The sequence below is a fragment of the Filomicrobium sp. genome (assembly GCF_025698805.1).
In the GTDB taxonomy this organism is placed as follows: Bacteria; Pseudomonadota; Alphaproteobacteria; order Rhizobiales; family Hyphomicrobiaceae; genus Filomicrobium; species Filomicrobium insigne.
This window is the reverse complement of record NZ_JAILWT010000001.1, coordinates 617,773-643,925: the sequence shown is the minus strand read 5'-3', so window position 1 is coordinate 643,925 and position 26,153 is coordinate 617,773. Positions and strand designations below refer to the sequence as shown.

Sequence of the window (26,153 nt, the reverse complement as noted above, 5' to 3'; positions counted from 1 at the left end):
GTGCCAACCCAAACCAACCAGGAGAATGGAAGATGAAAAAGTTCACCCTTGCGTTCGCCGCATTCGTCGTTGCTGCAACCTCTGCATTGGCCGCTCAAGCGGATGTCCTCACGCCTGCGTTCGGTCGCACGATCGATCTGGGCGGTGTCAACGGGGTCGCCTACTACACGGTCAAGAAGGAAGGTTTCCACGTCGTTGCGACGTTGGCCAATCCCGAGAGCCAGTCGGTTCGTTTCGAGGCTGTGCTGGCGCCAGGTCAGTCGGTGATCGTGTCTTCGCCGAATGCCTACGGTGAGGCCCCGACCAAGGTGGAGATCAGCCGCCAGAACGACGACGTCCACGTCGAGCGCCTGCCGGTCACGAACTAAGTGCGGAAAGCACCACCAGACAGAGACGCTAAGCCTGAAAGCCCGGGGACGCGACGAACAGTCCCCGGCCTGTTTGGACCGGTTCGGCTCAGTTAAGCGGCCATCTCCGCAAATGACTCGGACCGTTTGCAACGCGCGCCAGAGTGCTTCCGGAAAAGTGGGCATCGGTTTTCCGGTAAGAAGCACGACAATGAGCCCGGCGCGCCGCAAACGCGCGAAGATGGCCCGCCGATGCCTTCGTTCCCCTTGGGCATCGGTTGCGGAGTGGGGGCGCCTCCCTCCCCACTCCGCCTACTTCCTTTAGCCATCTTGATCAGGTGCTGCCCCACGCACGCCGCAAGCCGCTAAGCGTGGCGGTTATCGCGACGCCGCGACCCAAACTTCCCCGCCGCACGCTCCCGCCGCATTACCGCATCCACTCACACCGCGCATCAGCACCCCATTCAAACCAATGGCCCTTGACGGATGTTATAACATCCGTTTAGATAGTGCTCCAGCGATGTCGTGCGCGTCCACATCGAACTCGCGTTGAAAAGAATGAGGGCTGCCTTGGATAAGAAGCTTATGACCCATCTCGACGAAGACGCCGCCACGCCGGACAAGCGCTTGCCCGTCACGGTGCTGTCGGGATTTCTCGGCGCCGGCAAAACGACCCTGCTCAATCATGTGTTGAACAATCGCGAGGGCCTGAAGGTCGCCGTCATCGTCAATGATATGAGCGAGGTCAACATCGACGCGGAACTTGTCTCCAAAGGCGGCGCGAACCTCTCCCGCACGGACGAGACACTCGTCGAGATGTCGAACGGCTGCATTTGCTGCACGTTGCGAGAAGACCTTCTGAGCGAAGTGCGCCGCCTCGCCGATGAAGGGCGTTTCGAGTATCTGCTGATCGAATCCACGGGGATCGCCGAGCCGCTTCCTGTCGCAACGACGTTCGAATTCCGCGACGAAGACGGCGCGAGCTTAGCTGATATCGCCCGGCTGGACACGATGGTGACTGTCGTCGATGCGGCGAACCTGCTGAAGGATTACGCGTCGCAAGACTTTCTCGCCGACCGGGGTGAAACGGCAGGCGAGGACGACGAGCGCCCGCTCGTGAGTCTACTGGTTGAACAGATCGAGTTCGCCGACGTCGTGGTCTTGAACAAAACCGATATCGCTGAGCCGCATGAGATCGAGGCCGCGCGTTCGATCGTGCGGGCGCTCAATGCCGATGCCCGTCTGATCGAAACGAGCCAAGGCCAGGTCGCGTTGGGCGATATCCTCGATACAGGCCTCTTTTCGTTTGAAGCAGCGCACCACCACCCGACCTGGTTCCGGGAGTTGAATGGCTTCCGCGATCATCAGCCCGAAACGGAAGAGTACGGCATATCGAGCTTCGTCTACCGGGCACGAGGTCCCTTCGACCCGGCAAAGCTGCACGCGTTCATGAACAAATCCTGGCCCGGCGTCGTGCGCGCCAAGGGCTTCTTCTGGCTCGCCACGCGCCCCGCTTGGGTCGGCGAGCTATCCCAGGCAGGCGCCCTCGTGCGCCACGAGGCGGTCGGATACTGGTGGGCGGCCGTACCCAAGGAGCGTTGGCCAGCAGACGACGAGCTTGTGGCACGGATCAACAAGGGATGGCACCGCCTCTGGGGAGACCGCCGACAGGAGCTGGTGTTCATTGGCACCCGCGAGATGGACAAGGATGCGCTGACGGCGGAACTCAACGCATGTCTGCTGCCGCTTCCCCGGGAAGGCACCGTCGACACAAATCGCTGGCGCGACCTCGAAGACCCGTTTCCGGTATGGCGCCGCGACGCCGCCTAGAGTGCTTCCGGAAAAGTGGGAACCGGTTTTCGGTGAGAAGTGCCACCACAAAAGAATTTCGGGCTTTCCGCGATTCAACGAAAAGCGGAAAGTCTCTGGGGACGGTCTGTCGGCACTCAGAGCCAGCCAAACCCATAGCCCGCGAGATACAACCCCAGAACAACGGACACGAGGCCGCCGATGGCATAGCCCGTTGGGTTTCTTAGGGCGCGCAGAAATTTCGCGAACATTGCGTCTGGCAGGAACAGGTACGTCGTCGCTTCGATAACGGCGAGCCACCCGCAAACCGTGATGAGGATGGCGGGCGGCGACGACCAGTCATTGTGCGAGACGACGAGAAACAGGCCGGCCAAGAGCTCGACCATCGACAACACGAACCGTGTCAGGCGCTGTTCGATGAAGGTATCGATCACCGAAATGAAATAGTGCCTGCGCACAACGACGGCGGCGCCGACGATGATCATGAATATGCCGAGAACCTTGGCGAGAAGAACGGTAAGCATAGCAACTTATAACTGGGTATTGGCCCCGTCCGCGTCAAATTCGAAGGGCTGTTCATCGCATCATTTCTCCACTCGCCCACCATAACCCAGATGCGATATGAACGAGCCACGCCGACCGTGGCGGCCCAGACCGGAACGCACGGGGGACGGTGGCAGAAGGCTGTAGGGAGAGTGGGAAAAATGCGTGGGTTCGGGAAAGCGTTTTTTGCAACGGCGTTAGTCTACGGTGTGCTCGGAATTTTGCTGGGCCTTCACATGGCCATGTCCAAAAACCACGGCCAGTTACCAACACATGCTCATATTCTCGTCATTGGATGGGTGAGCTTCGCGATTTTTGGTTTGTTTTATTGCGCTCACGGCCACGCAGTTCCAAAGCTTCTGGCGACCCTTCACTTCTGGCTGGCCGAAATCTCATTCGCAGCCCTCGTCGTCGGCCTCTGGCTTCTTTACGAAGGGTACGGGCAATACGAGCCCATCGCAGCCGTCTCCTCCCTCGGCTACGCCGCCTCGTTCCTGATTTTCGTCATCGCCGCGATCTGCGGGATGCGAACGTCACCTACCGAAGTGGCTTAAGATTAAGCGTCGGAGTTTATTCGCTAACGCGGCGCCCGTGCCGAGCAACTAGCAGAGTGACCCGATGAATGACGAGCTTCAGAAGGCTGCCGTTCGGCGCTGCGCGTCCGAGCTTTCGCGTGCCATTTGGTATTACCGTGCGTGGAAGGCACTGCAGGAGGTTGAGCGCGATAATTCAGCGAACTTTATTCGGTTGGCTGAACTCGCGATGTGGGACCAAATGATTGCCCATGTGGTCAAAATACTGAGCTTAAATCCTAAAACTGGCCGAGGAGAAAAGGCAGGATTTTGGGCGTTGTGTGAATGTCGCGCAACCGAAGTTGAAGCAATCTGCGAACGGCAAGGATGTGATCTCGATCCAATACGAAAGGTCGGCGTAGGCTTAAAACATATCCGGGACAAGACGCATTTTCACTTGGACGCTGACGGAGTTTCGGAACCGACGGAAGTATGGAAGAAGGCCGACATTACACACGACCAGCTCAACGCAGCTCTGTCGTCGAGTTTCACTATCATCAATGAGCTACATGCAATTGTATTCGGAGCTAGCCATCCGATTTGGAATTATGACGGATCGGATGCCAAGGTGATTGCTGAGCACGCCAATACATACAACCTCCTCTACGGTGGAGGCTGTGGCGAGACCACACGTGAGGACTAGCAAGTAGCCCCCTCACCCCGCAATCTTCCCGCCGCCCCTCTTCGTGATGGCCACGATGGAGGGACGCGGCGGCAGGTTGGGATCGAAGTCGGGCCAGCGCGTCGCCGGATCGTCGAAGGTGGACGCGCGTCCGAACGCCTTCCAGCTTTCACCGTCTTCGCCGGGGTGCTGAACCGCGACGAAAAAGGTCTCGACGTCGGGCGTCGCTTCCGGACCGCATAGCTCGGCGCCGACGGGGCAGCGGAAGAACAATTTCGACGTGCCGCGCAACGCGCCCTCGGTCTCAACCGCATAAAGACCGTCGGTCCGGCCGGTGCTGTCCTCGGCCTGGCCGTCCGTACCAACCCACAGGCGCCCCTTGGCATCCACGCATACGGTGTCCGGCATACCGAGCCAGCCGTCGCGCGTGGTCGCCGGATTGAAGGTGGCGCCAATCTCAGCAATCGCGGGATCCCCACATTTGATGAGGATCTCCCATTTGAACGTCGTGGACGTGTGGTCATCGCCGTCCGGGTGCATTTCGATGATATGCCCGAAGGCGTTCTTCGCGCGCGGGTTCGCGGCGTTGACGTCTTCGGGCTTCCGCCGCGTGTTGTTCGTCAACATCACGTAGACTTTTTGGGTCTGCGGATTGACGTCCGTCCCTTCCGGCCGGTCCATTTTCGTGGCGCCCAGCAGATCCGCCGCACGCCGCGTTTCGATCAGCACGTCCGCCTGCGAGGCAAAGCCGTTGGTGTCCGTCAGCGGGCCCTCGCCATGAACGAGCGGCAGCCACTCACCCGTGCCATCCGCATCATAGCGCGCAACGTAGAGCGTGCCTGCGTCGAGCAGGTCCATATTCGCCGCACGGTCATCGCTGTTGACGGCACCCTGCGTGACGAACTTGTAGACGTAGTCAAAGCGCTGGTCGTCACCCTGATAGATTGCGAGGCGGCCATCCTTGTTGACGACGCTGGCGGCACCCTCATGCTTGAAGCGTCCGATGGCCGTGCGCTTCTTCGGCACCGAATTGGGATCAAGCGGATCAATCTCGACGACCCAGCCGAAGCGGTTCGGCTCGTTGGGCTCTTTGCTCACGTCGAAACGGTCGTAGTACTGGCCCCAGTTATACCAGCGACCCGCAACGCCATAGCGTTTGGCATTCCGGGCTTCCGGGTGATCGTCCGAGTAGTCGCCCCAGAAGTAGCCGTTGAAATTCTCTTCGCACGTCAGCCATGTGCCCCACGGCGTAACGCCGCCCGCACAGTTGTTCAGCATGCCGCGAACCTTGCGGCCTTCCGCGTCGTAGGATGTCTTCATCCGGTCCGAACCGGCTGCGGGACCACTGATGGTCATCTCGGTTTCCGGGGTGATACGCCGCGCGTATTTTGAATCCGGCACGACCGACCATGTGCCGTTCTCTTTGCGGATTTCGAGGACCGAGCCACCGTGCGCCATCATTTCGATGTCGACCAGCTCTTTCGTCATCTGGCCGAAAGCAGCTTCTTTGTCCTGCTTGGGCAGGCCCGGAAACATCAGCTCTTCGTTGGAGAACTCGTGGTTGACCACGAGGAGGCCGTGCGTCGAAGGGTTCTCGGCGTCGGGCAGCGGAATGTAGCCGAGGTAGTCGTTATTGTAGCCGAACTGCTTTGCCTGAGCGTCGGCGGATTGTTTCTGCGGATCGAAATCCGGTGCACCGGAAAGCACGGGGTCGCCCCAGCGGATCAGGATCTGCGCGTCGTAGCCGTTAGCGACGTGATGCTTGTCGTCGACACCGGCGGTGACTTCCGGGAAGTCGAACACTGGCGCTGCGCCTTCCGCGCGTGCTGCCGAGGCCGCCGCGAGAGCCAATGGCGAAACCGTAGCCGTAATCGCGGTGACGGCGAGCGCCCCGCGCATGATGTCGCGACGGCTGTAGCGCTGGGCGATCACGTCACCCAGCGTCGGGTTCGCGCTTTCGTTGCGTCCGACGTTCTCTGCTTCTTCGTAAGCCTGTGAACGCGTCATCGCAGGATCAATCTCGCCCATGGTCTCGCCCGTCCTCAACACTGATGGCATGAGCGCATTTCTAGAAAGCTTCTATGACAGTGCGACAACAGCCGCTCTACGCCGGAGACAAAGCCTGGGGAAGTTTCCTAACATACAAGCAAGGCGGACTTTGAAAGCAAGAAACAGGTTGCCGTTTCTGAGGGCTGGCGCACCAGTTCCTTGAAATGAACCAACAGGGCAGCAGGTATGAAAACGCGGTACAAGTTGGTGCAATCCGTCTTCTGGATGACGTTGATCTTGGAGGCGTTCCTGTTCGGTCCGGCCTGCGCATTGGACCTGGGTCTTGCATCAGGCTCTTATGACGTGACCGTGCGTCTTGAGTTGCCGCATCTGGATACCGGCGCCGCGACCAAGGTCACGCGGTTGTGCGTTGAGGCAGCGGGCGAGAACCTCACTCTTGGCCTGGGCGTCTTGAGCGATAATAATCCGCTGGCCAAATGTCCGCACACGAAAATAAATTCAAGCGACAGTGGCGCCTTACGGTTCGACATCGTCTGTCCGGGCACAAACAGAGGACAAGCTTCTGCAACGTTTGACCTTCGCGGAGACCGGTTCGAGGGGCGTATCACCATGAAGATGGGCGGCAAGAACATGACAATGACCGAGGTTCAGAGCGGCCATCGCGTTGGTCCGTGCCCTGCCGCTGCTCAGGAACTTTCAAAATAACTGACCGTTGAGCCTGCGGCGAACACGGGCAGCGCGACCACATCTATGGAGTATTTCGCATGATCAAGGCTTGGGCTGTAAGCGCGCCGAAGGAGAAGCTCGTACCCTACGAATACGATCCAGGCGAACTCGGGCCCGAAGAAGTCGAAATCGCCGTCGAGCACTGTGGCATCTGCCATTCCGATCTGTCGATGATGCACAATGAGTGGGGCATCTCCAGTTATCCCGTCGTGCCGGGCCATGAAGTCATCGGCAAAATCACGAATATGGGCCCACTCGCGAAAGGCCTGTCCGTAGGGCAACGCGTCGGTGTCGGCTGGATGGCGGGAAGTTGCATGCATTGCAATCCCTGTATCGGCGGAGATCAAAATCTCTGCCCAACCGGTGAAGGCACGATTGTCGGCCGTCATGGAGGCTTCGCGGATCGCGTCCGCGTACAATGGCCTTGGGCGATCCCGTTGCCGGCCGGGCTCGATCCGGCCGAGGCAGGTCCGCTCATGTGCGGCGGCGTCACCGTCTACACGCCGTTTGAGCAATTCGAGATCATGTCTCGCGATCGCGTCGGTGTCGTCGGCATCGGCGGCCTGGGGCATCTTGCCGTGAAGTTCGCGAATGCATGGGGATGCGAAGTCACCGCCTTCACCTCAACGGACTCGAAGGCGGATGAAGCGCGCGCATTCGGCGCCCATAACGTCGTCAATTCTCGCGATGATGCGGCTCTGGCGTCCGTCGCCAATTCGCTCGACCTGCTCATCGTGACGGTGAACGTACCGCTCAACTGGCGGGCGATGATCAACACGTTGGGCCCCAAGGGTCGCCTGCACGTGGTCGGCGCAGTCCTGAAGCCGATCCCGGTTATCGCGATGGAACTCATTATGCAGCAACGCAGCGTGTCGGGCTCGCCAAACGGGTCTCCAATCACGATGCGCAACATGGTCGATTTCGCTGCCCGCCATAACGTCCTGCCAAAGACGGAACACTTCCCGATCGCGAAGGTCAACGAGGCCATGGCGCACCTCGAAGCCGGCAAAGCGCGCTATCGGATTGTGCTGGATATGTGAGGCGATCAGTCCTGACGATTCATCCGGACGACGTCCACATCCTGATACCCAAGCCCGATACTATGGCGTAATATACAACGCTACCCGACACGGGGCATGCTGCGCGCGGAATCGAACGCCGCGCCAGCGCATTCATTCCAATCGGATCTGCCTCTCGAAAGAAGCTCTCCATGGCCGTGACTGATGACGCCTCGCCGCGCGAGGACGGTTGGCTTGCGCGGACTGCGCTGAAATTTACCGCATGGGCCGAACGCTGGTTTCCAGATGCCTTTGTGTTTGTCGGTCTCGCCGTTGCCATCGTTGCGCTTGCCGCTTTGCTCAATGGGGCGCCCCCGCTCGTCGTCGCGAAGTCGTTCGGGGACGGGTTCTGGAGCCTCGTTCTCTTCACGATGCAGTTGGCCGTGATGATGATCGGCGGCTACGTGCTCGCCGTCGCGCCGCCGGTGGAACGGGGTATCGAATGGCTCGCCAGCATCCCGAGGACAGGACGCGGGGCGGTGGTGTTTATCGGCGCCGTCGCGATGCTGGTCTCCATGCTGAATTGGGCGATGAGTTTGATCTTCGGCGCATTGCTGGCGCGTGCCTGCGCGCGGCGAACAGACATTCATATGGATTACAGGGCTGCCGGCGCGGCAGCATACCTCGGCGTTGGCGCCACCTGGGCATTCGGTATCGGTTCGGCCGCTGCACAGTTTCAAGCAAATCCCACAGGTCTGCCGGCCTCGATCCTGAACGTCACGGGCATCATCCCGCTGACGCAAACGATCTTCCTCTGGCAGTCGCTCCTCACCGGTGCACTCTTCTTCATTATGTCGATTGCGATTGCCTGGTGGTCGGTGCCCTCCAGAGGATCGACGCTGAGGGCGCAAGATATGGGCGTTGATGTCTCGCTCGACGCGCGCGATCTGGACCCGCCGTCGCGCCCCGGTGAGTGGTTGGAGTATTCGCCGATCCTGACGATAGCGCTCGTTGCACTGGGCGGGATGTGGCTCGTTCAGGAATTCGCGACGCGCGGCCTCATCGGCGGGATTTCGAACCTCAATACCTATAACTTCATTTTCATCATGATGGGCCTGCTGCTGCACTGGCGTCCGCGTAGCTTTTTAGCAGCCGTTCAAAAGTCGGTGCCGTCAGTCGGTGGCGTCCTCGTTCAGTTCCCTTTCTATGGTGGCATTGCCGCCATTCTGACGAACGCGACGAATGCGGCAGGTGTCAGCGTAACCGATCAGATGGCGCATGCATTCGCCAGTCTGGCGACACAGTCGACGTACACCATCGTCATGGGACTTTATTCCATCATTCTTGGCCTCTTCATTCCGGCAGGCGGAGCGAGATGGATCTTAGCTGCCTCCCACGTCATGCAGGCTGCGAACGATTTGAAGGTGCACCTCGGCTGGGCGGTTCAGGCCTTTAATGCGGTCACCATGTCAAATCTGATAAACCCATTCTTCATGCTGCCGCTGCTCGGCGTTCTCCGGCTGAAACCGCGCGATATCGTGGGCTACACATTTCTGCAGTTTCTCTGGCACGTCCCCATCGGACTCTTCCTATTTTGGCTGTTCGCTCACACGCTGACATACATGCCGCCCGTAATGCCGTAGAGGCGCTTCTGGATTTGAAAGCAAGGATCGGGGTGCGTGGTCGTTGGCGCGGGACTAAGTTTCACGCAAGAGTGCAACTGAACCGATGGACTTTCAGGCTGTTTCTATGCCCCGGACCCGTACTAGGAATGATGCCGCACGCGCGGCCCAAGACGCCCAACGCTGGGCATCCGTGGTCGCGAAGGACAAGACAGCGGATGGCCAGTTCTATACCGCCGTGGCGACGACCGGCATTTATTGTCGGCCGTCGTGCGCCGCCCGCCGCCCCAAACGTGAGAACGTCACGTTCTACGATACGTGCGCTGAGGCAGAAGCCGCGGGATACCGGCCGTGCAAGCGTTGCAAGCCGAATGAGTTGGTGCCGGGCGCACAACACGCGGCGAAGGTTGCCGAAGCCTGTCGTTTGATCATGGAAGCTGAAGTCGTGCCAAAGCTGGATGACCTGGCGCGTGCGGTCGGGCTAAGCCCCTTTCATTTTCATCGGCTGTTCAAGTCCATCGTCGGCGTTACGCCCAAGGCCTACGCCACGGCAACGCGTCAGCAGCGGGTCCGTGAGAAGTTGGGAAGGAGCACGAGCGTGACGGAAGCGATTTACGATGCAGGCTACAACTCTAATGGTCGTTTCTATGCAACGGCGACAGACATCCTGGGCATGACCCCAACGGACTACCGGGGCGGTGGAGCGAACGCCGAGATTAAATTTGCAGTGGCCCAATGCTCTCTCGGGGCGATCCTCGTTGCTGCGAGTGGCGAAGGAGTATGCGCGATCTTCCTAGGTGATGATCCTAACGAACTCGTACACGAGGTGCAGGATCTCTTTCCGAACGCAAGCCTGATCGGAGGGGACAGAGAGTTTGAAAAGCTCGTCGCACACGTCGTCGGCTTCGTCGAGACGCCTCATGCCGAATGGGATTTGCCGCTGGATGTTCGCGGAACTGCTTTTCAGCATCGTGTCTGGCAAGCATTGCGCGCGATACCACCCGGTGAAACGGTCAGCTATGCGGAACTCGCCCGGCGCATGGGAGCGCCCAAAGCCGTACGCGCGGTCGCAGGCGCGTGCGCAGCTAACCACGTCGCGGTGGCGATACCCTGTCACCGCGTTGTGCGGACGGATGGGAACCTATCGGGATACCGATGGGGTGTAGAACGCAAACGTACCCTCATCGAACGAGAAAAGATTAAGTAGCGTGTTCGCGCATGAATGGCGACTTAGGCGCACACGCTACTCAAAATCCGATCGATCACCAGCGAGGCCCCGTGTCAGGCGGATCCTCACGGGCGTCGAGGCACCGAGCGCCATCCCAATAATGGTATTCGCCGCAGCTCGCAGGCCGCGCGGCTACCCAGCCATAAACGCGGGTTGGACCCGGGCCGGGAACCTCGACGACGGCAGCTGGCGGGGGAGGTGGAACTTCGACGATTTCGTAAGGGGGAGGATAATCGTCGTACGCGTCATAAACGATGGCATCTTGCGCACTCGCTGCGCTTGCGGTGAGCGCCAGACCGAATGCTGCCGCTGCGATGGGACTGAATAGTGTATTTCGCATCTACGCCTCCTACTGGTGCGGATGCGATTAACGTGCCCGGCTAATGTTTTGTTCCGTAAGCCACTTTTATTATTCCGAGGGCTGCATGGGAAAAGAATGTAATATGAGAAAATAATCCCAACGTTTTTTTTAAAATCAGGTCTTCGGGCGATGATATGCGTCGTCAGCGCACGAATGTAAGTTGCCTGTTGTTGTACGCCATAGCACCGAAAGAATCTGACGTGTTTGTACGGAGGCCGCACAAGAAGCGCGCAGCCTCCAGAAAAAAATTAATCCGCTACCCCTGGATTCGGGGGATCGACGCGAGCGTCTAGGCAGCGAGAGCCATTCCAATACTGGTATTCTCCACAACCAGGAGCAGGGCCTCTCGAAACCCAGCCATAAACACGTGTTCCTGGCAAAGGAGCTGGGTACTCAACGTACCCAGAATAGCCCGTGCCCGCTGGGGGCACATTGGCGACGTCGCCTTGTCCAGTTGTCGGTGGATCTCGTGGTGTATCCCTGCCGTAATCGTAAATCGTATCGCTGTCGTAGTAAGTATCGTTGATAATAACGCCTTGTGCTTTTGCGCTTGAAATTGCCGCCATGAGTGCGATGACCGCCACGGCCGCAGACTTAAATCCAAAACGTATCATGTACGCCTCCATTGGATTGCGACCCCCTCACGGAACGCGGTTTGGCGGGTTATGTTCCTTCTTATTTGTCAATTTATTTCATGGAATTACGTGGCGAAGTGAACATCAGCGCACGCACTACTATTTCGCGGAACTCGGCCATTCGAAGTGAATTAATTGAAGCGAGGGGCCCGCATAAAAAAAATATGCGAAGCCCTTTTTAATTCCGATCAAATGGAAACGAATCCAAGGAGATGTTTCATGAAACCAGTACATATAGCGTTATCAGCCGTGCTGATGCTTGGTGGCATGAGTGCTGCCTATGCGCAGGAAGGGCCAGCACAGAACAAGGAGCGGCCAGCGCAAGAGCAAAGAAGCCAAGCACAAGAACGCGGTGCGGAGCGTGGCAATGCCCCGGAGAGGGCTGAACGAGGACAGTCAGAGTTTAAAGGTCGCCGTGCCGCCGACGAGAGTTCATCGCGCAAGGACCGCGAAGATTCGAAGCAAGCGAAGCAGCGTCAATCGAAAGACGAGGATTCGGCGGATAACCGCAGAAACGATGATCGAGCGTCCAAGAAGAGCGCATCGGACAACGACAAGTCTCGTGAAAAAACGCGATCAAGCTCCAAGGAAGACAACGACAAGTCTGAACGAAAATCAGCGGATCGTTCGGACGAAAAGGCTGATCGCGACGATAGCAAACGCGCGTCGAAGAAAAATGATGACAGTGAGCGTCGCGCCCAGAAACAAGACGACGATAAAGCCGACAAGGGTGAGAAACGCGCTGACACCAAGTCTGACCGCGGCGAAAAAAAGGCTGCAAACGTTGAGCTTCAGGGTGAGAAGAAAGACCGCGTGCGCACGGCCTTCCGCGACCGCTCTGATGTAAAGGAGCATACTGACGTCGACATCGATATCTCGATCGGCCGACAGATGCCGCGCGACTGGCACTACTATCCGGTCCCCACAGCGGTTGTTGCCATCGTTCCTGAGTACCGGGGCTACGAGTACGTCTACGTGGACGATCGCTATGTCATCGTAGAGCCGGATACCTATGACGTTGTGGCTGTCATCGACTCGTCTGGCAACCGCACCTATGCAAGCGGTGGTGGTTCGGGTCGCTGTTCGCAAGACATTACTCTGAGTGCCGATGACCGAGCCTATCTGCTGAGGTCGGTGCAAATGCGTAATGAGGTGAATGTGGGAGGCGTATCTATCGGTTGGGACGTTCCGTCCTCCGTTGAGCTGAGAACGTTTCCCGATCCGGTCCTTAAGCGCGTGTCGCGATTAGGGTCCTGCCGCTATTTCATCGTCGATGACCAGATTGCAATTGTAGATCCGAATGAGCATCAGGTTGTCGTGTTGATTCAGGACTAACAGATATATGATGCCGAGGAGCGAGCCGGCGGCAGTCGGCTCGCTTTTTTCTCTCAGTCGAGAACGAAATTGAGCTGAGACAGGCGGGATCGATTGCGAAACCACGATAATCGTCGTGGCGATCCGACGAACTCAATTCCCAGATGTGCGTCTTCGCGCCGAACGACTGCGCAGCGAACGCTGAAATCATCTGCCTCAATCATGAGGCCGAACCTATCGGGTACACTTGAGGGATTGCTAAGTTTTAAGCGAGCGCCATTGTCCGAAATATCGACGACAAAGCATGCCGTCTGCACACCGTCTTCAGTAACGATGGTGGCGCGTTTGAGCGTCGAGCGCCTACCGAACCTTCGGCGCTCTGCGGATCGGCCAGCATCCCGTCCGTCTGAGTTCCCCAAGTTGGCGCCCTTTGCTTCGTTCCTGAGCAGTCCTGATAGCTCGTATATTAATGATAAAAAAGAACGTAACGCATGACATAAGTAGCGAGGATCTCATGATAATCCTTATCTTATGCCGTGGGCGCACCACCTCGTCAGGCATTTATGTACGCTGACGAGGAATAGGCTACCCCCAACCGCGACGAGATCCGGACAGAGCCTCTGAAAATCAGAACTATGGTAAGAGAAGTATGAACTTTCCGTTGGGCGTGTCGCATCAGGAAAGGTTCAATCTCTACCTATAACCTAATACACTGGTTAAGGCCGCAGCCCTCCGAGTGCCCCAGTATTGCCTGGAGGGAGATAGCAAGTTCGATCATCTTCAACCAGGAAACTTGGCAGCGGGTAAGTCCAACGGCCAATGTTGAAGCGCAGGGAGCGGCGAAGTCACGATGGAAAAGCGGTTCGATGAAGAAGGCGAGCTGTCGACAAAGGAACGGCGTGTATGAATGAAGTGGCCCCACTAGCCGGTCCGAATGTCACCGCTGGTGGCGAAAACCCGATATGCGTGCTGATTGCCGACAAAAATCCCGTCGTTCGTGCCGGCCTTCGTGATTACATCGCCAAGGATGGTCGCTTCCAAGTGACGGAGATTGTCAGCGGCGGTAATGCTTTTCTTGCCAGCTGCGAAACGAAACCAGCCACGATCGGCGTCATTGGCTGGGGACTTCCCGACATGTCCGGAGCTGACGTGCTTCGGGCCGTGCGGCGCCGTAAACTGCCGATCCGGTGTGTGGTGTATACGGGGGACAGCAATCCGTCAGTGCTGCGTCAAGCTGTAATGCTTGGCGCTTGGGGGTTCATATCAAAGTCCGAAGACCCCTCGGTTTTGCTAGATACGCTAGCCAGTGTTGCTCGAGGACGTTTGAGCCTGCCCTATGTCGATATCGGCGCTCTGTCTGATGATCCGCTTGAGGGGCTCACCACGCGCGAGCATGAACTTCTGCGTGCCCTGGCGAACGGGCTGACGAATGAACAGATCGCAAGTCGCATTGGCATCTCGCAGAACACCGTCAAATATCATCTCAAGAACCTGTACGATAAGCTGGGCGTCAAGAACCGTGCGATGGCGGTGGCCCTATCGTTGTCGAATCCGGAGCGCTGACCTACCCGTTCGAGTAGGTGGAAAACCACCCATATGGGTCAAAAAAAGCGTCGCCAACCGGCGGTGCTTTTTTGCCCGCCCGGGTGTTGCAGCCGTACAAGCGAACGCCGATAGTGACTGCGCCGACTAATAACCGTTAGGGAAACGCGACCTCGTATCTTCGGCAGGTGCGAGTAGAGTCGCGATATAAATGATAAGCAGACCTGCCCTTCTTGGCACTCCGCGAAAATCAACAAAACCCTGACAACGTACGGAAACCAGCTGGGAGGAAACGGCTGATGCTTATCCAACCGCACCTGTTCATTTCTGATCGGGTTTGGCTCGCGATGGACATCCGCCAGGAGGACATGCGTTCACATCTCAGCACTTTGGACAAAAACATATCTGGCGGCGCGCGGTGCGCCGTGGAAATGACTTTGCGCGCTCGCGGCGTTAAGATTGAGCCTGGCTCGGGAACAGGCGCCGCGGCAGATCACTTCCGCGAAATCGCAGTGAAATCGGCTGCAAGCCGCGATCAGGTTAGCCTAATGCTGGCAAGCTGACCCAAAAGCCAATAGCCCAGCCTGATTAGGCCGGGCAGAATAACAAGCGTTGTTGCAAACGGCGCGGCCCTTGCCCCGGGATAGAAACCCCAGGGCAGGGACGGTGAAGTCGTGCCTAAAACGTGAGGAAACCAAACACCTATGAGTCATACGCTATACAATCTGCGCAAAGCCCGCCTGCACCGTAGTGAATTGGCCGTGCCTGGCTCCAACCCTTCAATGATCGAAAAGGCCGCGCAAAGCGAAGCCGACTACATCTTCTTGGACCTTGAAGACGCCGTCGCTCCGCCAGAAAAGATCAAAGCGCGCGCCAACGTCATCCAGGCTCTTAACGACATCGACTGGCGCGGCGCCGGAAAGACCGTTTCCGTCCGCATCAATGGCCTTGATACGCACTACATGTATCGCGACGTCGTCGAAGTGGTTGAGCAAGCCGGCGAAAAGGTCGACACGCTGTTGGTTCCAAAGGTCGGCGTACCCGCAGACCTTTATATGGTCGACGCGATGGTCTCGCAGATCGAGCAAGGCAAAGGTTTCAAGAACCGTATTGGTCTTGAGGCATTGATTGAAACCTCGCTCGGCATGGCCAACGTTGAAGCCATCGCACAATATCCCAACCGCATGGAGGCATTACACTTCGGCGTTGCCGACTATGCCGCCAGCCTGCGCTCGCGCACGGTTGTGATCGGTGGTCTCAACCCAGACTATCCTGGTGACCAGTGGCACGCCTCGCTGACCCGTATGCTGGTTGCATGCCGCGCCTATGGTCTGCGTGCAATCGACGGTCCGTTCGGCGGCATTGACGATCCGGAAGGCTACAAGGACTCGGCACGTCGTGCTGCTGCCCTGGGCTACGAAGGCAAGTGGGCAATCCACCCATCTCAGATCACGCTCGCCAATGAGATCTTCTCGCCAACCGAGAAGGAAGTCGAAAAGGCGGAACGCACTGTCGTGGCTCTGAAAGAAGCCGAAGAGCAAGGCAAGGGCGCCGCTTCACTCGACGGCAAGATGATCGACGCTGCGTCAGAACGCATGGCACGAAACATCCTCGTGACCCGCGATGCCATTAAGGCCGCTGCCGACGCCCGTAAATCCTGATCTTTTGCGATGGGGCGTACCGGGCACTCCCGGGCGCCCCGAAAGGGAGGAATACATGGACATACACGAATATCAGGCCAAAGAACTTCTGGCGAAGTTTGGCGTTCCCATCGCGCGCGGTGGGTTGGCTTATTCGCCTGAGCAGGCAACCTACCGCGCTAACGAAATCGGTGGCTCGGTTTGGGTCGTTAAGGCTCAGATCCATTCCGGTGCCCGTGGCAAGGCCGGCGGCATCAAAATCTGCCGGACGGACGACGAAATTTGGGAAGCCGCCGATTCCCTGCTCGGCAAGCGATTGGTAACGAACCAGACCGGCCCCCAAGGCAAGCTTGTCTCGCGCCTCTATATTGAAGAAGGCACGAACATCGCCAAAGAATACTATTTGAGTTTTATCATGGATCGCGGCCAGGAGCGCATCGTTGTCGTCGCTTCTTCGTCCGGCGGCATGGACATTGAAGAGATTAGCGAAAAGCAGCCTGACTCTATTCTGCGCGTCGTTGTCGACCCTGCCGTCGGCATGCAGGGCTTTCAGGCACGCGAGCTGACCTTTGGCCTCGGTATCGAGCCCGATCTCGTAAATAAATTCGAACGCACGATTCTCGGCTGCTACCGCGCCTTCCGTGATCTCGACGCGACCCTTCTTGAGATTAACCCCCTCGTTGTGACGGGTGAACGCTCTCTCATCGCTCTAGATGCGAAGATGTCGTTTGACGCAAACGCTCTGTTCCGCCGCCCACAGATCTCCGAGCTGCGCGACAAGAGCCAGGAAGATCCACGAGAAACTTACGCATCCGACCGCGGCCTGTCTTACGTCGGCCTCGACGGTGATATCGGTTGTGTCGTGAACGGCGCGGGTCTCGCCATGGCAACGCTCGACATGATCAAGCTTGCCGGCGGTGAACCTGCCAACTTCCTCGACATCGGCGGTGGCGCCAGTCCCGAGCGCGTCCAGAAATCGTTCCGCGCGGTTCTGAAGGACTCGAACGTCAAGGCGCTGCTCGTCAACGTGTTCGCAGGCATCAATCGCTGCGACTGGGTTGCGAAGGGTGTAGTCGATGCCATCACTGAGCTCGATATCAAGTTGCCCGTCGTCGTTCGCCTAGCTGGAACGAACGTCGAAGAGGGTCGCAAGATCATTTCTGAAAGCGGGCTTTCCGTGATCAATGCCGACAGCCTGCGCGACGCTGCCGAAAAGGCCGTGGCTGCCGCACGGCAGTCTTCCGCAGCAGCGTGAGACGAGGAGATAGAACATGGCAATCTTCATCAACGAGAATACGCCGATCCTCATCCAGGGCTTCACCGGACGCATCGGCACCTTCCACGCACAGGAAATGATCGACTACGGCACCAATGTTGTGGGTGGTGTGACTCCAGGTAAGGGTGGAACAACCCACCTCGGCCGTCCGGTCTTCAACACCGTCAAAGGTGCAGTCGAAGAAACTGGTGCCGAAGCTTCGATCGTCTTCGTGCCACCGCCCTTTGCGGCTGACGCCATCATGGAAGCTGCTGATGCAGGCATCAAATACTGCACCTGCATCACAGACGGCATTCCGGCCCAGGACATGATCCGCGTGAAGCGCTACATGCGCCGCTACAAAAAAGAAAACCGTATGCGTCTGACAGGCCCTAACTGCGCTGGCACCATCTCGCCGGGCCGTGCGATGCTGGGCATTATGCCGGGCCACATCTACATGCAGGGCCGCGTAGGCATTATCGGTCGCTCCGGTACGTTGGGTTACGAAGCGGCCTCGCAGCTGAAGGCGTTGGATATCGGCGTCTCGACCGCAGTCGGGATCGGTGGTGATCCAATCAACGGCTCGTCGTTTAAGGACATTCTGGAAGAGTTCGAGAAGGACCCGGAAACGGACGCCGTCCTGATGATCGGTGAAATCGGCGGTCCGCAGGAAGCGGAAGCCGGCGCATTTGCCCGCGATCACATGAAGAAGCCTGTGATTGCGTATATTGCAGGTCTTTCGGCACCAAAAGGCCGGACGATGGGCCACGCTGGCGCGATCGTGACCTCTTACGGTGAAGCCGCCGAGGAGAAGGTGGCAATCTTGAAAGAATGTGGTGTAACCATCGCGCAAACTCCAGGCGATATGGGCACGACAGTTGCTGAAGTCCTTTCCCGCATTAAGAAGGTGGCTTAAGCCTCGAAAAAGGTCCCCGATGGGTCTAGGAGAAGGCAATCGGAACGGGAGGATAAATATGCTACAGGGCTCTAGGAATTCGGCGGAGCAACCGATCAATGAATTCGTGTTGCGCGATCGCCTACGCGCACTCCGCGCAGAAATTCCTGATGCCCCGTGGCTAAACCCAATCGTTGCGGTTGCCTTCGACCTGTCTCGCCAATTGGAAAGCGGAGAGATCAGCTTCGAACATCTGCGAGCACTGGCCGGTCGCTTAATGGACCGGGCATGCGTTAATCGGGCTGCTCAATTGCGCGAGCGGATCGGTTTTGTAGACTCTGCATCGACGCAGCGTGATTTCACGGAACTTGTCGAGAAAAGCATCGTCAACGGACCAGACGGACCGGATCTGGAAGCCTTTCGCACCCATTGGTCACGCGCCCGTTCTGGGATCGTGCTAACGGCTCACCCCACCTTCGGTGTTTCAGAAGCGCTTTCCGAGCGCATGGTCGATTTGGCCGTCTCCGATAACAAGGTTCCAGATGTTTCGATCGGGCTACCGCATCGTCCTGATGATACGATTGATCTAGCGTACGAGCATCGCCTTGATCAGGTGGCCATTCGTAATTTGCGTGACTCTCTCGAAGGCCTTCTCAACGATTTTGTGCGCGTCGCGCAAACCAAATTCGGTGACGACGCCTACGCTATGCGGCCACAGTTGGCGACGATCGCCTCATGGGTCGGCTATGACCTCGACGGCCGCACGGACATTTCCTGGCTCAACTCGTTCAAGCTCAAGCTTGACGAGAAATTGGACGCACTCAACGATATCCGCGAACGTTTTCTGACGCTGCGTCACCGGTTGGATGAGTCACCAGAAGTCCAGCGCCTTGAACGCCAGATGACTGGCAAGCTTGATCTCGCCATAGCTGCTGTCATCGATCAGAAAAAAGCGATGGATGAGGTCGGTCCAGGCGGTAAGAACCTCGCCAAGGCGGCCAACCAGATCACTGTGGATGCCGGCTACAACCTGACGTCAGTCGAGCCGCTCACCGAACTTCTCGACCAACTGATCCGTGTCGTGGAGCCGGCCCAGCACAAACGCGCGCTGGCCGCGCTGCGTGGCCTCATTGAAACGACCGGCCTTGGCATGTCGCACATCCATGTGCGCATCAATGCCGCGCAGCTCACAAACGCCTTGCGCGCCTACGTCCATGAGCCGTGGACACGCGACCTTACTGAACGTCAGGCTCTTTCGCGGCTCGCTGAAATGATCGCGTCCGCCAAGGAAGAGACGGTCAACTTCGGCACGCTGGAACTGGAAACAGCCACGGCGATCCGGCAATTTGCGCTAATCGCTCAAATCAAGAAGTACGTCGACAAAGAAACGCCGATCCGCTTCCTGATTGCCGAATGTGAAAGCCCCGCCACGGTTCTCATCGCGGTATTTTTTGCCAAGCTCTTTGGCGTTTCAGACATCGTAGACATCTCGCCGTTGTTCGAGACCCCGTCTGGCCTTGAGCGTGGTCCCCGCTTGATGGCTCGCCTTCTCGACGAGCCGGGCTACCGCGAATACATCAAACTCCGCGGACGTATGGCCATTCAAACCGGTTTCTCGGACGCAGGGCGCTTCATAGGTCAGGTCGCTGCGACGCTAGCGATCGAGCGATTGCATCACTCTCTCGCCGAGTTAATGCAGGCGGCCGACCTCGAAGACGTCGAACTGCTCATCTTCTCCACGCATGGCGAGTCGATGGGCCGTGGGGCGCATCCCGGTGATCTGCATCGCCGTCTGCGGTACGTGTTGCCTCATGAGGCACGACGCCGTTTCGCCAAACGCGGCGTTTCTCTCAAACATGAAACCAGCTTCCAAGGCGGTGACGGCTTCATGTTCTTCGCGAACCGGGAGCTCACACGCAAGGCCGTCGCAACAATCATCTCAGACGCTTTCGAGGTCGAAAGCCAACCCGATCCGTTCTATGCCGACGAGAACCAGTCTCTGGATTTCTTCTTGAGGCTGCGCGCTTATCAGCAGGATTTGTTTGCACATCCAGGCTATCGCGCGTTGTTAGGCGCCTTTGGCCCCAACCTGCTTTTCAAGACCGGCTCTCGTGCCGTTAAGCGGCAAAGCGATGTCGGCACGCCGGTCGATCGTGGCGACCCTTCGCGAATGCGCGCGATCCCAAACAACGCGATTCTTCAGCAATTCGGATACTTGGCGAACGTCGTTGCCGGCCTCGGTGCCGCAACCGATCTCGATCGCGACCGTTTCATCGCGCTTTCCAAGCGTTCGCCGCGGCTGACGACGCTGTTCGAAATGGTGGCGCGGGGTAAGCAATTATCGAGTCTCAATGCCATGGGCGCGAATGCTTACATATTTGATGCGGGCTTCTGGGCGTCGCGGGCGTCTTGGGGACGCGAGCAGCATTTGGACACAGCCTTCCGTGTGCTCTCGACGACGTTGCTGTCGGACCCGCGCGCATCCGAGATTAATCGCCTGATCCATCACATGCGAATCGATGCGATCGATCTGCACGCTATCCTTGAAGAGCTGGGCCTGGAGGCGGGTAAGGTGCCCGACGACCGGCGCCTCGAACTGGATCTGCTGCAGGCCGTGCGTTTGGCGATCATTATGCGCATCTTCATCCTGGCGGCGCAGTTGCCGCGCTTTGCTGCGCGTAACGAGATGTCTCACGAGCGGATCGTCAATATGGCGTTGGCGCTTGATATTCCCGAAGTGTTGGACTTCATGCGCCAGGCATTTCCCTATGCAGCTGCCGAAGCTGCTAATGGAGCCGACTATGCGGAAAGGGCGACGTATCGCCCACACGGCGTCGATGACTACGCACGACTGGAAAAAGAAATTCTAGCGCCAATGGAAGAGGCGTATGAGGTCGTGCGGGAAATCGGCACCGGCATCTCCCACCACTTCGGTGCGTTCGGCTAAGCTCGAGAGGGCTTGTGCCTGCGTTGTGTCGCGCAGATCTAGCGCGACACGCGCCGCACGAGACGAAAAACGCGTCGGGCGCGTTGCGCCTCCTCCGGCCGTAGACAAACACAACAACAGCAGAAACGACGGCGGCGCGCGAGTTCCATGGCTTGCCGAAAGGGCCGGGTCGGAGGGGCGGGTGTCTCGGACATGCTCATCGCGATAGGTCCATCAGTTGCGAGGCCTGTACTGCAAAAACTTCGCCCTCGCTGGCTTCCGTGTCGAGCCAATCTAACGCCAGATCAGGGTAGATCGTTTCAAAGGTGTCGCGACCGGTCCCGATCTCGACGATCATAAGACCATCCGGCTCGAGATGGTCGGCGGCATTCTCCATGATCCGGCGTACGGTGTTGAGACCATCAGTGCCTCCGGCATGCGCCAGCACAGGCTCAGCTTGATATTCCGGTGGAAAGTCAGCGACGGCGCCATCGGTAACATAGGGCGGATTCGCGATGATCAGGTCATAGCGCTGCCCCTCCAGGGCACTGAAGACATCGGACTCAACAAGGCGAACACGGTCGGCCAAGCCATAGTCCGTGACGTTCCTGGCAGCCACAGCCAAAGCGTCAGCAGAGATATCAACCGCGTCTACGTAAGCGTCTTCAAATTCCAACGCTGCGACGATCGCGAGGCAGGCCGATCCTGTGCATAGATCTAGAACGCTCCGGACTTCTCCGAGCTGCGGCACGGATGCCTCAAGCCCATTGATCAAAAGTTCTCCGATATAGGATCGGGGGACAATAACGCGTTCATCGATAGTAAATCGGTAAGGACCGAGCCATGCTTCGCCGGTGAGATATGCGGCAGGTTTTCGCGTTGTGATGCGTTGTTCAAACAGGTCCGCGATCGTTTCGCGCTCGCGCATCGTCAAACGCGTATCGAGCCAGGGTTCCAGCTGATCTATCGGCAGCGACAGAGCATGCAGGATCAGATAAGCAGCCTCATCCAGCGCATTGGATGTGCCGTGACCGAAGACGACACCAGAGCGTGTAAACTCGCTTACGCCGTAACGTAACCAGTCCCGAACGGTAAAGAGGGTTTTGCAGGCATCGAGAACGGAATCTTTTGTCATCTAGGGATCAAGCTATGAGAGGGGCCGGCACAATTGCGCTAACGCGATCAATGCGTGCGTCGGCCACGCCCGTCAAGGCGCACCGGCCGCTATGGCCGTTCGTTCCCCCGAACTAGCGCCGCGCCCAAACCTCCACGACGGCCGCGCCCTTGCCGCGTGCAGCCTGGTCGATGAACCGTGATCGGTAGCGCGCCTGGATCTCCTTGATACGTCGAGGAGCATGACGCAAGTCGACTGGACCGAACGCGCCCCCGGCATCGATGCGTGTGCGCACCGGAATGATGTCCTCGTCACCGTTGCCGTAAACAACACGGAGCTGATTGAGGGTGATGGCCCTGTCACGCACCACGACACGAATCTCTTTGAAACCGCTGACATGTTCGCCAACGGGAATGATATCGGTATCGAAGCCAACAAAGCCAGCCGATTGTGCTCCGAGCAAAATCCATCCGTCGTTGAATTTACCACCCTCGCCCGTCTCGCTAAGCCACCCTTCGGCGTGCTCGCCCATGACCTCAATCCGGGCATGGCCCTCGAAGCCAGGCTTCTTTCGGTAGCTGAGCTCAAGGTGATCTATAAAACGTGCGCCGTCGATATCGACCCAGTCGGTTGTGCGGCCTTCCGGGATATGCAGGTCGATTTTGTGCGTGTTCTCGGTTCCGTCCGCATACACAATCTTGAAGCTGTTGAGATAGACATCTTCGTCACGCACCTGAATGCGAACGCGTCCGAATTTTCCCATCTCTTTGGCGACTTTTATCTTGTCATGATCGCCATGGAACGTGACGTACTTGGAGGCGACCAGAAGCCCACCTGTTGCCTGCGGAAGAACTTGCGTCGTGCTGGTGGGCAGCGGTGGCGCCTCGTCTGACTTTACGTATTGCTCTCCTGCCGGACGTTGAGCCCGGCGCCCTCGCCAGCTTTGCAACCCGTGAATCTGGACCCTTGGTTCCGTACCTTGAACGACCACGTAGCTGAGCCTGACGGAATTGATGAAACGGCCGCGCCGGAAAAAATCCAGCACCTTCGTGCTTTCTCCGTTGCGCAACTCGAACGCTTGATCGGCCGCGTAGAACGAGCCATCCGAATAGTTCAGCTTCAATTCGTTGAACTTCACCGTCCCCCCGACGACACGCATGCGAAAGGCCATGAAGGAGCCCGACAATGCACGCAGGTCGATGAGCGTGCTGGATTGTGAAGTATCGAGCGGGACTTCGCTAACTTGCGTCCAACGGTCTCCACGCGCGGCCCAAGCTTGCGGATTGAGCGAAAGCGCAACGAGGCAAAAGGCGAAGACATAAAAACAAATGCGTGCGAGCATTACATTAAGGCCCATGGTTTTCTTGATCTTGAAAAAGCTCTGGAGGAAACATCGTAAGGTGAAGCTTAGCGTGGATGTGTTTCGTTGCAATGCTGCGAACCAATCACATTGAGCCCTATGGGCGGCGGCGAACAGTGAGCTGACGAATTATGAGCGCAATAGGGCACCAGAAAGACTATGCCACGCCGGATCAGCGAGCCGATGCTATTGAGGCGTTGAAACAGCGCTTTGGGCCCCATGTTGAGACCGGCACAGGAATTCGGCGTCAGCACGCCAATACACTGACGTGGATCGCCAGCGAGCCGCCCGACGCCGTCGTTTTCGCAACGAGTACAGAAGATGTGCGCGATGCGGTGGTGCTCGCAGGACGACACCACGTGCCGATCATTCCTTTCGGTGCGGGAACCTCGCTCGAGGGGCATGTCAACGCCCCGGCTGGAGGCATATCTTTGGATCTATCGCGGATGGACCGAATTCTGAGTGTCTATGACCAAGACCTTGATTGTGTCGTTGAGGCCGGTGTCACCCGCGGACAGCTCAACCGGCATTTGCGCGATACGGGACTTTTCTTCCCGGTGGATCCAGGCACAGAAGAAGCAACCCTTGGCGGCATGGCCGCGACACGCGCCTCCGGCACCTGCGCCGTTCGCTATGGAACGATGCGCGAGAATGTTCTGAATCTGACCGCGGTGATGGCCGACGGCAGCATCATCAAAACAGCGCAGCGCGCGCGAAAATCGTCTGCCGGATATGACCTCACGCATCTGCTCGTGGGGTCGGAGGGCACACTCGGTGTCATTACGGAGCTCACACTCCGCCTGTACGGGCAGCCTGAATCCATACGGGCGGCGGTTGCCCCCTTCGCGACGCTCGACGGAGCCTGCAACGCGACCATGGAAGCCATTCAACTCGGGCTCGGTCTTGCTCGGATTGAGTTGCTCGATGCTTTGCAGATCAGGGCCATCAACTTGCACGCGAAGCTCGAGTTGGCCGAGACGCCAACGTTGTTTCTAGAGTTTCACGGGACGGAGGCGGCAACGCGCGAACAGGTCGCTGTGTTCGAAGACCTAGCGCGTTCGCATGGAGCCACATCCTTTGAAGTCGCCTCCAGCGAAGAAGATCGTCGACGTCTCTGGAAAGCCCGGCATGAAGCCTTGTGGGCCTGTAGGGAGGCATGGCCAGGACGCGTTTCATTCGTGACCGACGTCTGCGTTCCAATCTCGCGCTTGGCGGAATGTGTGGCAGAGACGGAAGCTGACATTGCAGAGAACGGCCTTACGGCTCCGATTGTGGGACATGTCGGTGATGGGAACTTCCATGTGCTGGTGATGTTCGATGCAGACAATTCGTCTGAGTTGAAGGCCGCGAAGTCTTTCGCGAACCGGCTTGCCCATCGTGCGATCGCAATGGGGGGCACCTGCACGGGCGAACATGGAGTGGGCCAAGGCAAAATGGACGTGTTGGAAGCCGAGCACGGTGCCGCGATCGCAACCATGCGGACCCTGAAGCAGGCGCTCGACCCCTTAGGTATCCTTAATCCCGGCAAGATTGTACGGCTCTAGTAACCTGCAGATCCACAAACGTTCGTTGCTTCCAGCGTTTACGGATCATATTCAAGGAGCCATGATGATTCAGATCTTCAATATCGCAGCAGCGTTCTTCGAACTGCAGTAAGCGCCGAGCCCGTTGCGCAATCGGGCTTCGACCCGGGCGTTTCACGTCCGGATGCTACTTTGCGCCCGGCCTCCAGATCGAAATACGCGACGGAGTGACGGGCTGATATTGAAAGATCCATAATGCCATTGAATAAGCACACGCCCGCTCTGAGCGGCGCGCAAATCCAACAGTTTATTGAAGATGGGTTCGTCAGGCTGGATGGTGCCTTCCCGCGCGATTTGGCCAACGAGGCCCGGTCCATACTGTGGAAGGATACGGGGTGCGATCCAGACGATCCGTCCACATGGACAAAACCGGTAATCCGGCTCAACCACTATACTCAGGAGCCTTTCGTAAAGGCAGCGAACACGGCCACGTTGCACAAAGCGTTTGATGCCTTGGTAGGCCAGGAGCGATGGTTGCAGCCTGCCGCAATGGGTACATTTCCGGTGCGGTTTGCGTCGACTGAAGATCCTGGGGACGCGGGTTGGCACATCGACGTCAGTTTCGGGACTGAAAATCCAGACTTCATGTCCTGGCGTGCGAACATCACGTCGCGAGGACGGGTTCTCTTGATGCTGTTCCTGTTCTCAGATGTGGGGGATGCGGACGCTCCCACGCGTATCAGGATCGGATCGCATAAACAGATCGCTCGTACGTTGGCGCCCGCAGGTGAAGCGGGTCTCACCTTGGGTGAACTCGTCGTGAGCGGCATCCCAGAGACAGAGGGGCTACCCGAAGCGACTGCAACGGGAGCGGCTGGGACAGTCTATCTTTGCCATCCCTTCCTCGTACATTCGGCCCAGCCGCATCGAGGAACGCGACCGCGCTTTCTGGCGCAGCCACCGCTTCTGCCAAGGCGACCTCTGAGTTTGCAACGCTCGGAGTCGAGCTATGCGCCCGTTGAGACAGCGATCCGCAATGCGCTGGGAACAATTGGATAGAGAGATGATATGGCCCGGCTGCACTCACGCTGCCGGGCGTTTTCCCTCCCCA

General features: G+C 58.1%; 23 protein-coding genes. 17 read left to right on the top strand and 6 right to left on the bottom strand.

From position 1 onward, the window contains the following. Positions 1-32 precede the first annotated feature (32 nt). Positions 33-368, top strand: a complete 336-nt coding sequence (locus K5845_RS02870; protein WP_090226917.1) for a hypothetical protein — start codon at positions 33-35, stop codon at positions 366-368. Between the two features lie 564 nt (positions 369-932). Continuing rightward, entirely contained in the window at positions 933-2,177 is a 1,245-nt protein-coding gene (gene zigA, locus K5845_RS02865; protein WP_287958359.1) for a zinc metallochaperone GTPase ZigA, read from the top strand. Between the two features lie 116 nt (positions 2,178-2,293). On the opposite strand, the gene K5845_RS02860 is transcribed toward zigA, so the two are convergent. Next, the gene (locus tag K5845_RS02860; RefSeq protein WP_287958358.1) at positions 2,294-2,680 is read right to left on the bottom strand and encodes a hypothetical protein; all 387 of its coding nucleotides are present in this window, start codon (positions 2,678-2,680) and stop codon (positions 2,294-2,296) included. 180 nt (positions 2,681-2,860) lie between these two features. On the opposite strand from K5845_RS02860, the gene K5845_RS02855 reads away from it, so the two are divergent. Next, positions 2,861-3,253, top strand: a complete 393-nt coding sequence (locus K5845_RS02855) for a hypothetical protein (RefSeq protein ID WP_287958357.1) — start codon at positions 2,861-2,863, stop codon at positions 3,251-3,253. A gap of 64 nt (positions 3,254-3,317) precedes the next feature. Further along, positions 3,318-3,914, top strand: coding sequence for an AbiU2 domain-containing protein (locus K5845_RS02850; protein ID WP_287958356.1), 597 nt, complete (start codon positions 3,318-3,320; stop codon positions 3,912-3,914). Between the two features lie 12 nt (positions 3,915-3,926). Here the strand turns inward: K5845_RS02850 and K5845_RS02845 are convergent, their stop codons facing one another. After that, positions 3,927-5,921, bottom strand: coding sequence for a PhoX family protein (locus K5845_RS02845; RefSeq protein WP_287958355.1), 1,995 nt, complete (start codon positions 5,919-5,921; stop codon positions 3,927-3,929). 207 nt (positions 5,922-6,128) lie between these two features. Between K5845_RS02845 and K5845_RS02840 the strand changes: the two genes are divergently transcribed. The 4 genes from K5845_RS02840 to ada all read left to right on the top strand — a co-directional run bounded on the left by K5845_RS02840 (position 6,129) and on the right by ada (position 10,456). Continuing rightward, on the top strand, positions 6,129-6,608 hold the full coding sequence (locus K5845_RS02840; RefSeq protein WP_287958354.1) for a DUF3617 domain-containing protein: 480 nt from the start codon (positions 6,129-6,131) through the stop codon (positions 6,606-6,608). Between the two features lie 59 nt (positions 6,609-6,667). Further along, positions 6,668-7,669 carry an NADPH-dependent aldehyde reductase Ahr gene (gene ahr, locus K5845_RS02835; protein ID WP_046477318.1) on the top strand — a complete coding sequence of 334 codons (1,002 nt, stop codon included), beginning with the start codon at positions 6,668-6,670 and terminating at the stop codon, positions 7,667-7,669. A 170-nt stretch (positions 7,670-7,839) separates the two neighbouring features. After that, entirely contained in the window at positions 7,840-9,270 is a 1,431-nt protein-coding gene (locus K5845_RS02830; protein WP_046477320.1) for a short-chain fatty acid transporter, read from the top strand. A 106-nt stretch (positions 9,271-9,376) separates the two neighbouring features. Next, complete coding sequence (ada, locus tag K5845_RS02825) at positions 9,377-10,456, top strand: bifunctional DNA-binding transcriptional regulator/O6-methylguanine-DNA methyltransferase Ada (RefSeq protein ID WP_287958353.1); 1,080 nt, start codon at positions 9,377-9,379, stop codon at positions 10,454-10,456. A gap of 55 nt (positions 10,457-10,511) precedes the next feature. Here the strand turns inward: ada and K5845_RS02820 are convergent, their stop codons facing one another. Next, positions 10,512-10,817: a hypothetical protein gene (locus K5845_RS02820; protein WP_046477321.1), complete on the bottom strand. Its 306-nt coding sequence runs from the start codon at positions 10,815-10,817 to the stop codon at positions 10,512-10,514. Positions 10,818-11,692: 875 nt separating this feature from the next. Here K5845_RS02820 and K5845_RS02815 point away from each other — a divergent pair. Next, positions 11,693-12,808 (top strand): DUF1236 domain-containing protein, encoded by a 1,116-nt coding sequence (locus tag K5845_RS02815; RefSeq protein WP_287958352.1) that lies wholly within the window; start codon positions 11,693-11,695, stop codon positions 12,806-12,808. A gap of 53 nt (positions 12,809-12,861) precedes the next feature. Here K5845_RS02815 and K5845_RS21185 read toward each other — a convergent pair whose 3' ends face one another. Beyond that, positions 12,862-13,206 carry a PilZ domain-containing protein gene (locus tag K5845_RS21185; protein ID WP_170832406.1) on the bottom strand — a complete coding sequence of 115 codons (345 nt, stop codon included), beginning with the start codon at positions 13,204-13,206 and terminating at the stop codon, positions 12,862-12,864. A gap of 484 nt (positions 13,207-13,690) precedes the next feature. Here K5845_RS21185 and K5845_RS02810 point away from each other — a divergent pair, with 484 nt between their 5' ends. The 6 genes from K5845_RS02810 to K5845_RS02785 all read left to right on the top strand — a co-directional run bounded on the left by K5845_RS02810 (position 13,691) and on the right by K5845_RS02785 (position 21,066). After that, positions 13,691-14,350, top strand: coding sequence for a response regulator transcription factor (locus tag K5845_RS02810; protein WP_046477324.1), 660 nt, complete (start codon positions 13,691-13,693; stop codon positions 14,348-14,350). 278 nt (positions 14,351-14,628) lie between these two features. Beyond that, a complete protein-coding gene (locus K5845_RS02805) occupies positions 14,629-14,892 on the top strand; it encodes a hypothetical protein (protein WP_287958350.1) in 264 nt (87 codons plus the stop codon). A 141-nt stretch (positions 14,893-15,033) separates the two neighbouring features. Then, positions 15,034-15,990, top strand: coding sequence for an HpcH/HpaI aldolase/citrate lyase family protein (locus K5845_RS02800; protein WP_090226889.1), 957 nt, complete (start codon positions 15,034-15,036; stop codon positions 15,988-15,990). Between the two features lie 55 nt (positions 15,991-16,045). Further along, positions 16,046-17,224, top strand: coding sequence for a malate--CoA ligase subunit beta (locus K5845_RS02795; RefSeq protein WP_046477327.1), 1,179 nt, complete (start codon positions 16,046-16,048; stop codon positions 17,222-17,224). Between the two features lie 16 nt (positions 17,225-17,240). Further along, positions 17,241-18,140 (top strand): succinate--CoA ligase subunit alpha, encoded by a 900-nt coding sequence (gene sucD, locus K5845_RS02790; protein ID WP_046477328.1) that lies wholly within the window; start codon positions 17,241-17,243, stop codon positions 18,138-18,140. Between the two features lie 58 nt (positions 18,141-18,198). Then, positions 18,199-21,066 carry a phosphoenolpyruvate carboxylase gene (locus K5845_RS02785; RefSeq protein WP_287958346.1) on the top strand — a complete coding sequence of 956 codons (2,868 nt, stop codon included), beginning with the start codon at positions 18,199-18,201 and terminating at the stop codon, positions 21,064-21,066. 196 nt (positions 21,067-21,262) lie between these two features. Here K5845_RS02785 and prmB read toward each other — a convergent pair whose 3' ends face one another. Together prmB and K5845_RS02775 are read right to left on the bottom strand one after the other, a co-directional pair. Continuing rightward, positions 21,263-22,180 carry a 50S ribosomal protein L3 N(5)-glutamine methyltransferase gene (gene prmB, locus K5845_RS02780; protein WP_287958344.1) on the bottom strand — a complete coding sequence of 306 codons (918 nt, stop codon included), beginning with the start codon at positions 22,178-22,180 and terminating at the stop codon, positions 21,263-21,265. 112 nt (positions 22,181-22,292) lie between these two features. Next, positions 22,293-23,516, bottom strand: coding sequence for a DUF2541 family protein (locus tag K5845_RS02775; protein ID WP_287958343.1), 1,224 nt, complete (start codon positions 23,514-23,516; stop codon positions 22,293-22,295). Between the two features lie 134 nt (positions 23,517-23,650). On the opposite strand from K5845_RS02775, the gene K5845_RS02770 reads away from it, so the two are divergent. Both K5845_RS02770 and K5845_RS02765 read left to right on the top strand, forming a co-directional pair. Beyond that, positions 23,651-25,063 carry an FAD-binding oxidoreductase gene (locus K5845_RS02770; RefSeq protein ID WP_046477331.1) on the top strand — a complete coding sequence of 471 codons (1,413 nt, stop codon included), beginning with the start codon at positions 23,651-23,653 and terminating at the stop codon, positions 25,061-25,063. 234 nt (positions 25,064-25,297) lie between these two features. Continuing rightward, positions 25,298-26,101 (top strand): phytanoyl-CoA dioxygenase family protein, encoded by an 804-nt coding sequence (locus K5845_RS02765; RefSeq protein ID WP_287958341.1) that lies wholly within the window; start codon positions 25,298-25,300, stop codon positions 26,099-26,101. Positions 26,102-26,153: the final 52 nt, after the last annotated feature.

Excerpts from the sequence above, each read along its gene's own strand:
- K5845_RS02820 (WP_046477321.1), bottom strand. The coding sequence starts at position 10,817 with ATGCGAAATACACTATTCAGTCCCATCGCAGCGGCAGCATTCGGTCTG.
- K5845_RS02830 (WP_046477320.1), top strand. The coding sequence starts at position 7,840 with ATGGCCGTGACTGATGACGCCTCGCCGCGCGAGGACGGTTGGCTTGCG.
- K5845_RS02840 (WP_287958354.1), top strand. The coding sequence starts at position 6,129 with ATGAAAACGCGGTACAAGTTGGTGCAATCCGTCTTCTGGATGACGTTG.
- K5845_RS02860 (WP_287958358.1), bottom strand. The coding sequence starts at position 2,680 with ATGCTTACCGTTCTTCTCGCCAAGGTTCTCGGCATATTCATGATCATC.
- K5845_RS02775 (WP_287958343.1), bottom strand. The coding sequence starts at position 23,516 with ATGGGCCTTAATGTAATGCTCGCACGCATTTGTTTTTATGTCTTCGCC.
- ada (WP_287958353.1), top strand. The coding sequence starts at position 9,377 with ATGCCCCGGACCCGTACTAGGAATGATGCCGCACGCGCGGCCCAAGAC.
- prmB (WP_287958344.1), bottom strand. The coding sequence starts at position 22,180 with ATGACAAAAGATTCCGTTCTCGATGCCTGCAAAACCCTCTTTACCGTT.
- K5845_RS02795 (WP_046477327.1), top strand. The coding sequence starts at position 16,046 with ATGGACATACACGAATATCAGGCCAAAGAACTTCTGGCGAAGTTTGGC.
- K5845_RS02855 (WP_287958357.1), top strand. The coding sequence starts at position 2,861 with ATGCGTGGGTTCGGGAAAGCGTTTTTTGCAACGGCGTTAGTCTACGGT.
- ahr (WP_046477318.1), top strand. The coding sequence starts at position 6,668 with ATGATCAAGGCTTGGGCTGTAAGCGCGCCGAAGGAGAAGCTCGTACCC.
- K5845_RS02870 (WP_090226917.1), top strand. The coding sequence starts at position 33 with ATGAAAAAGTTCACCCTTGCGTTCGCCGCATTCGTCGTTGCTGCAACC.
- K5845_RS02845 (WP_287958355.1), bottom strand. The coding sequence starts at position 5,921 with ATGGGCGAGATTGATCCTGCGATGACGCGTTCACAGGCTTACGAAGAA.
- K5845_RS02850 (WP_287958356.1), top strand. The coding sequence starts at position 3,318 with ATGAATGACGAGCTTCAGAAGGCTGCCGTTCGGCGCTGCGCGTCCGAG.
- K5845_RS02810 (WP_046477324.1), top strand. The coding sequence starts at position 13,691 with ATGAATGAAGTGGCCCCACTAGCCGGTCCGAATGTCACCGCTGGTGGC.
- K5845_RS02800 (WP_090226889.1), top strand. The coding sequence starts at position 15,034 with ATGAGTCATACGCTATACAATCTGCGCAAAGCCCGCCTGCACCGTAGT.
- zigA (WP_287958359.1), top strand. The coding sequence starts at position 933 with ATGACCCATCTCGACGAAGACGCCGCCACGCCGGACAAGCGCTTGCCC.
- K5845_RS02785 (WP_287958346.1), top strand. The coding sequence starts at position 18,199 with ATGCTACAGGGCTCTAGGAATTCGGCGGAGCAACCGATCAATGAATTC.
- K5845_RS02805 (WP_287958350.1), top strand. The coding sequence starts at position 14,629 with ATGCTTATCCAACCGCACCTGTTCATTTCTGATCGGGTTTGGCTCGCG.
- K5845_RS02815 (WP_287958352.1), top strand. The coding sequence starts at position 11,693 with ATGAAACCAGTACATATAGCGTTATCAGCCGTGCTGATGCTTGGTGGC.
- sucD (WP_046477328.1), top strand. The coding sequence starts at position 17,241 with ATGGCAATCTTCATCAACGAGAATACGCCGATCCTCATCCAGGGCTTC.
- K5845_RS02765 (WP_287958341.1), top strand. The coding sequence starts at position 25,298 with ATGCCATTGAATAAGCACACGCCCGCTCTGAGCGGCGCGCAAATCCAA.
- K5845_RS02770 (WP_046477331.1), top strand. The coding sequence starts at position 23,651 with ATGAGCGCAATAGGGCACCAGAAAGACTATGCCACGCCGGATCAGCGA.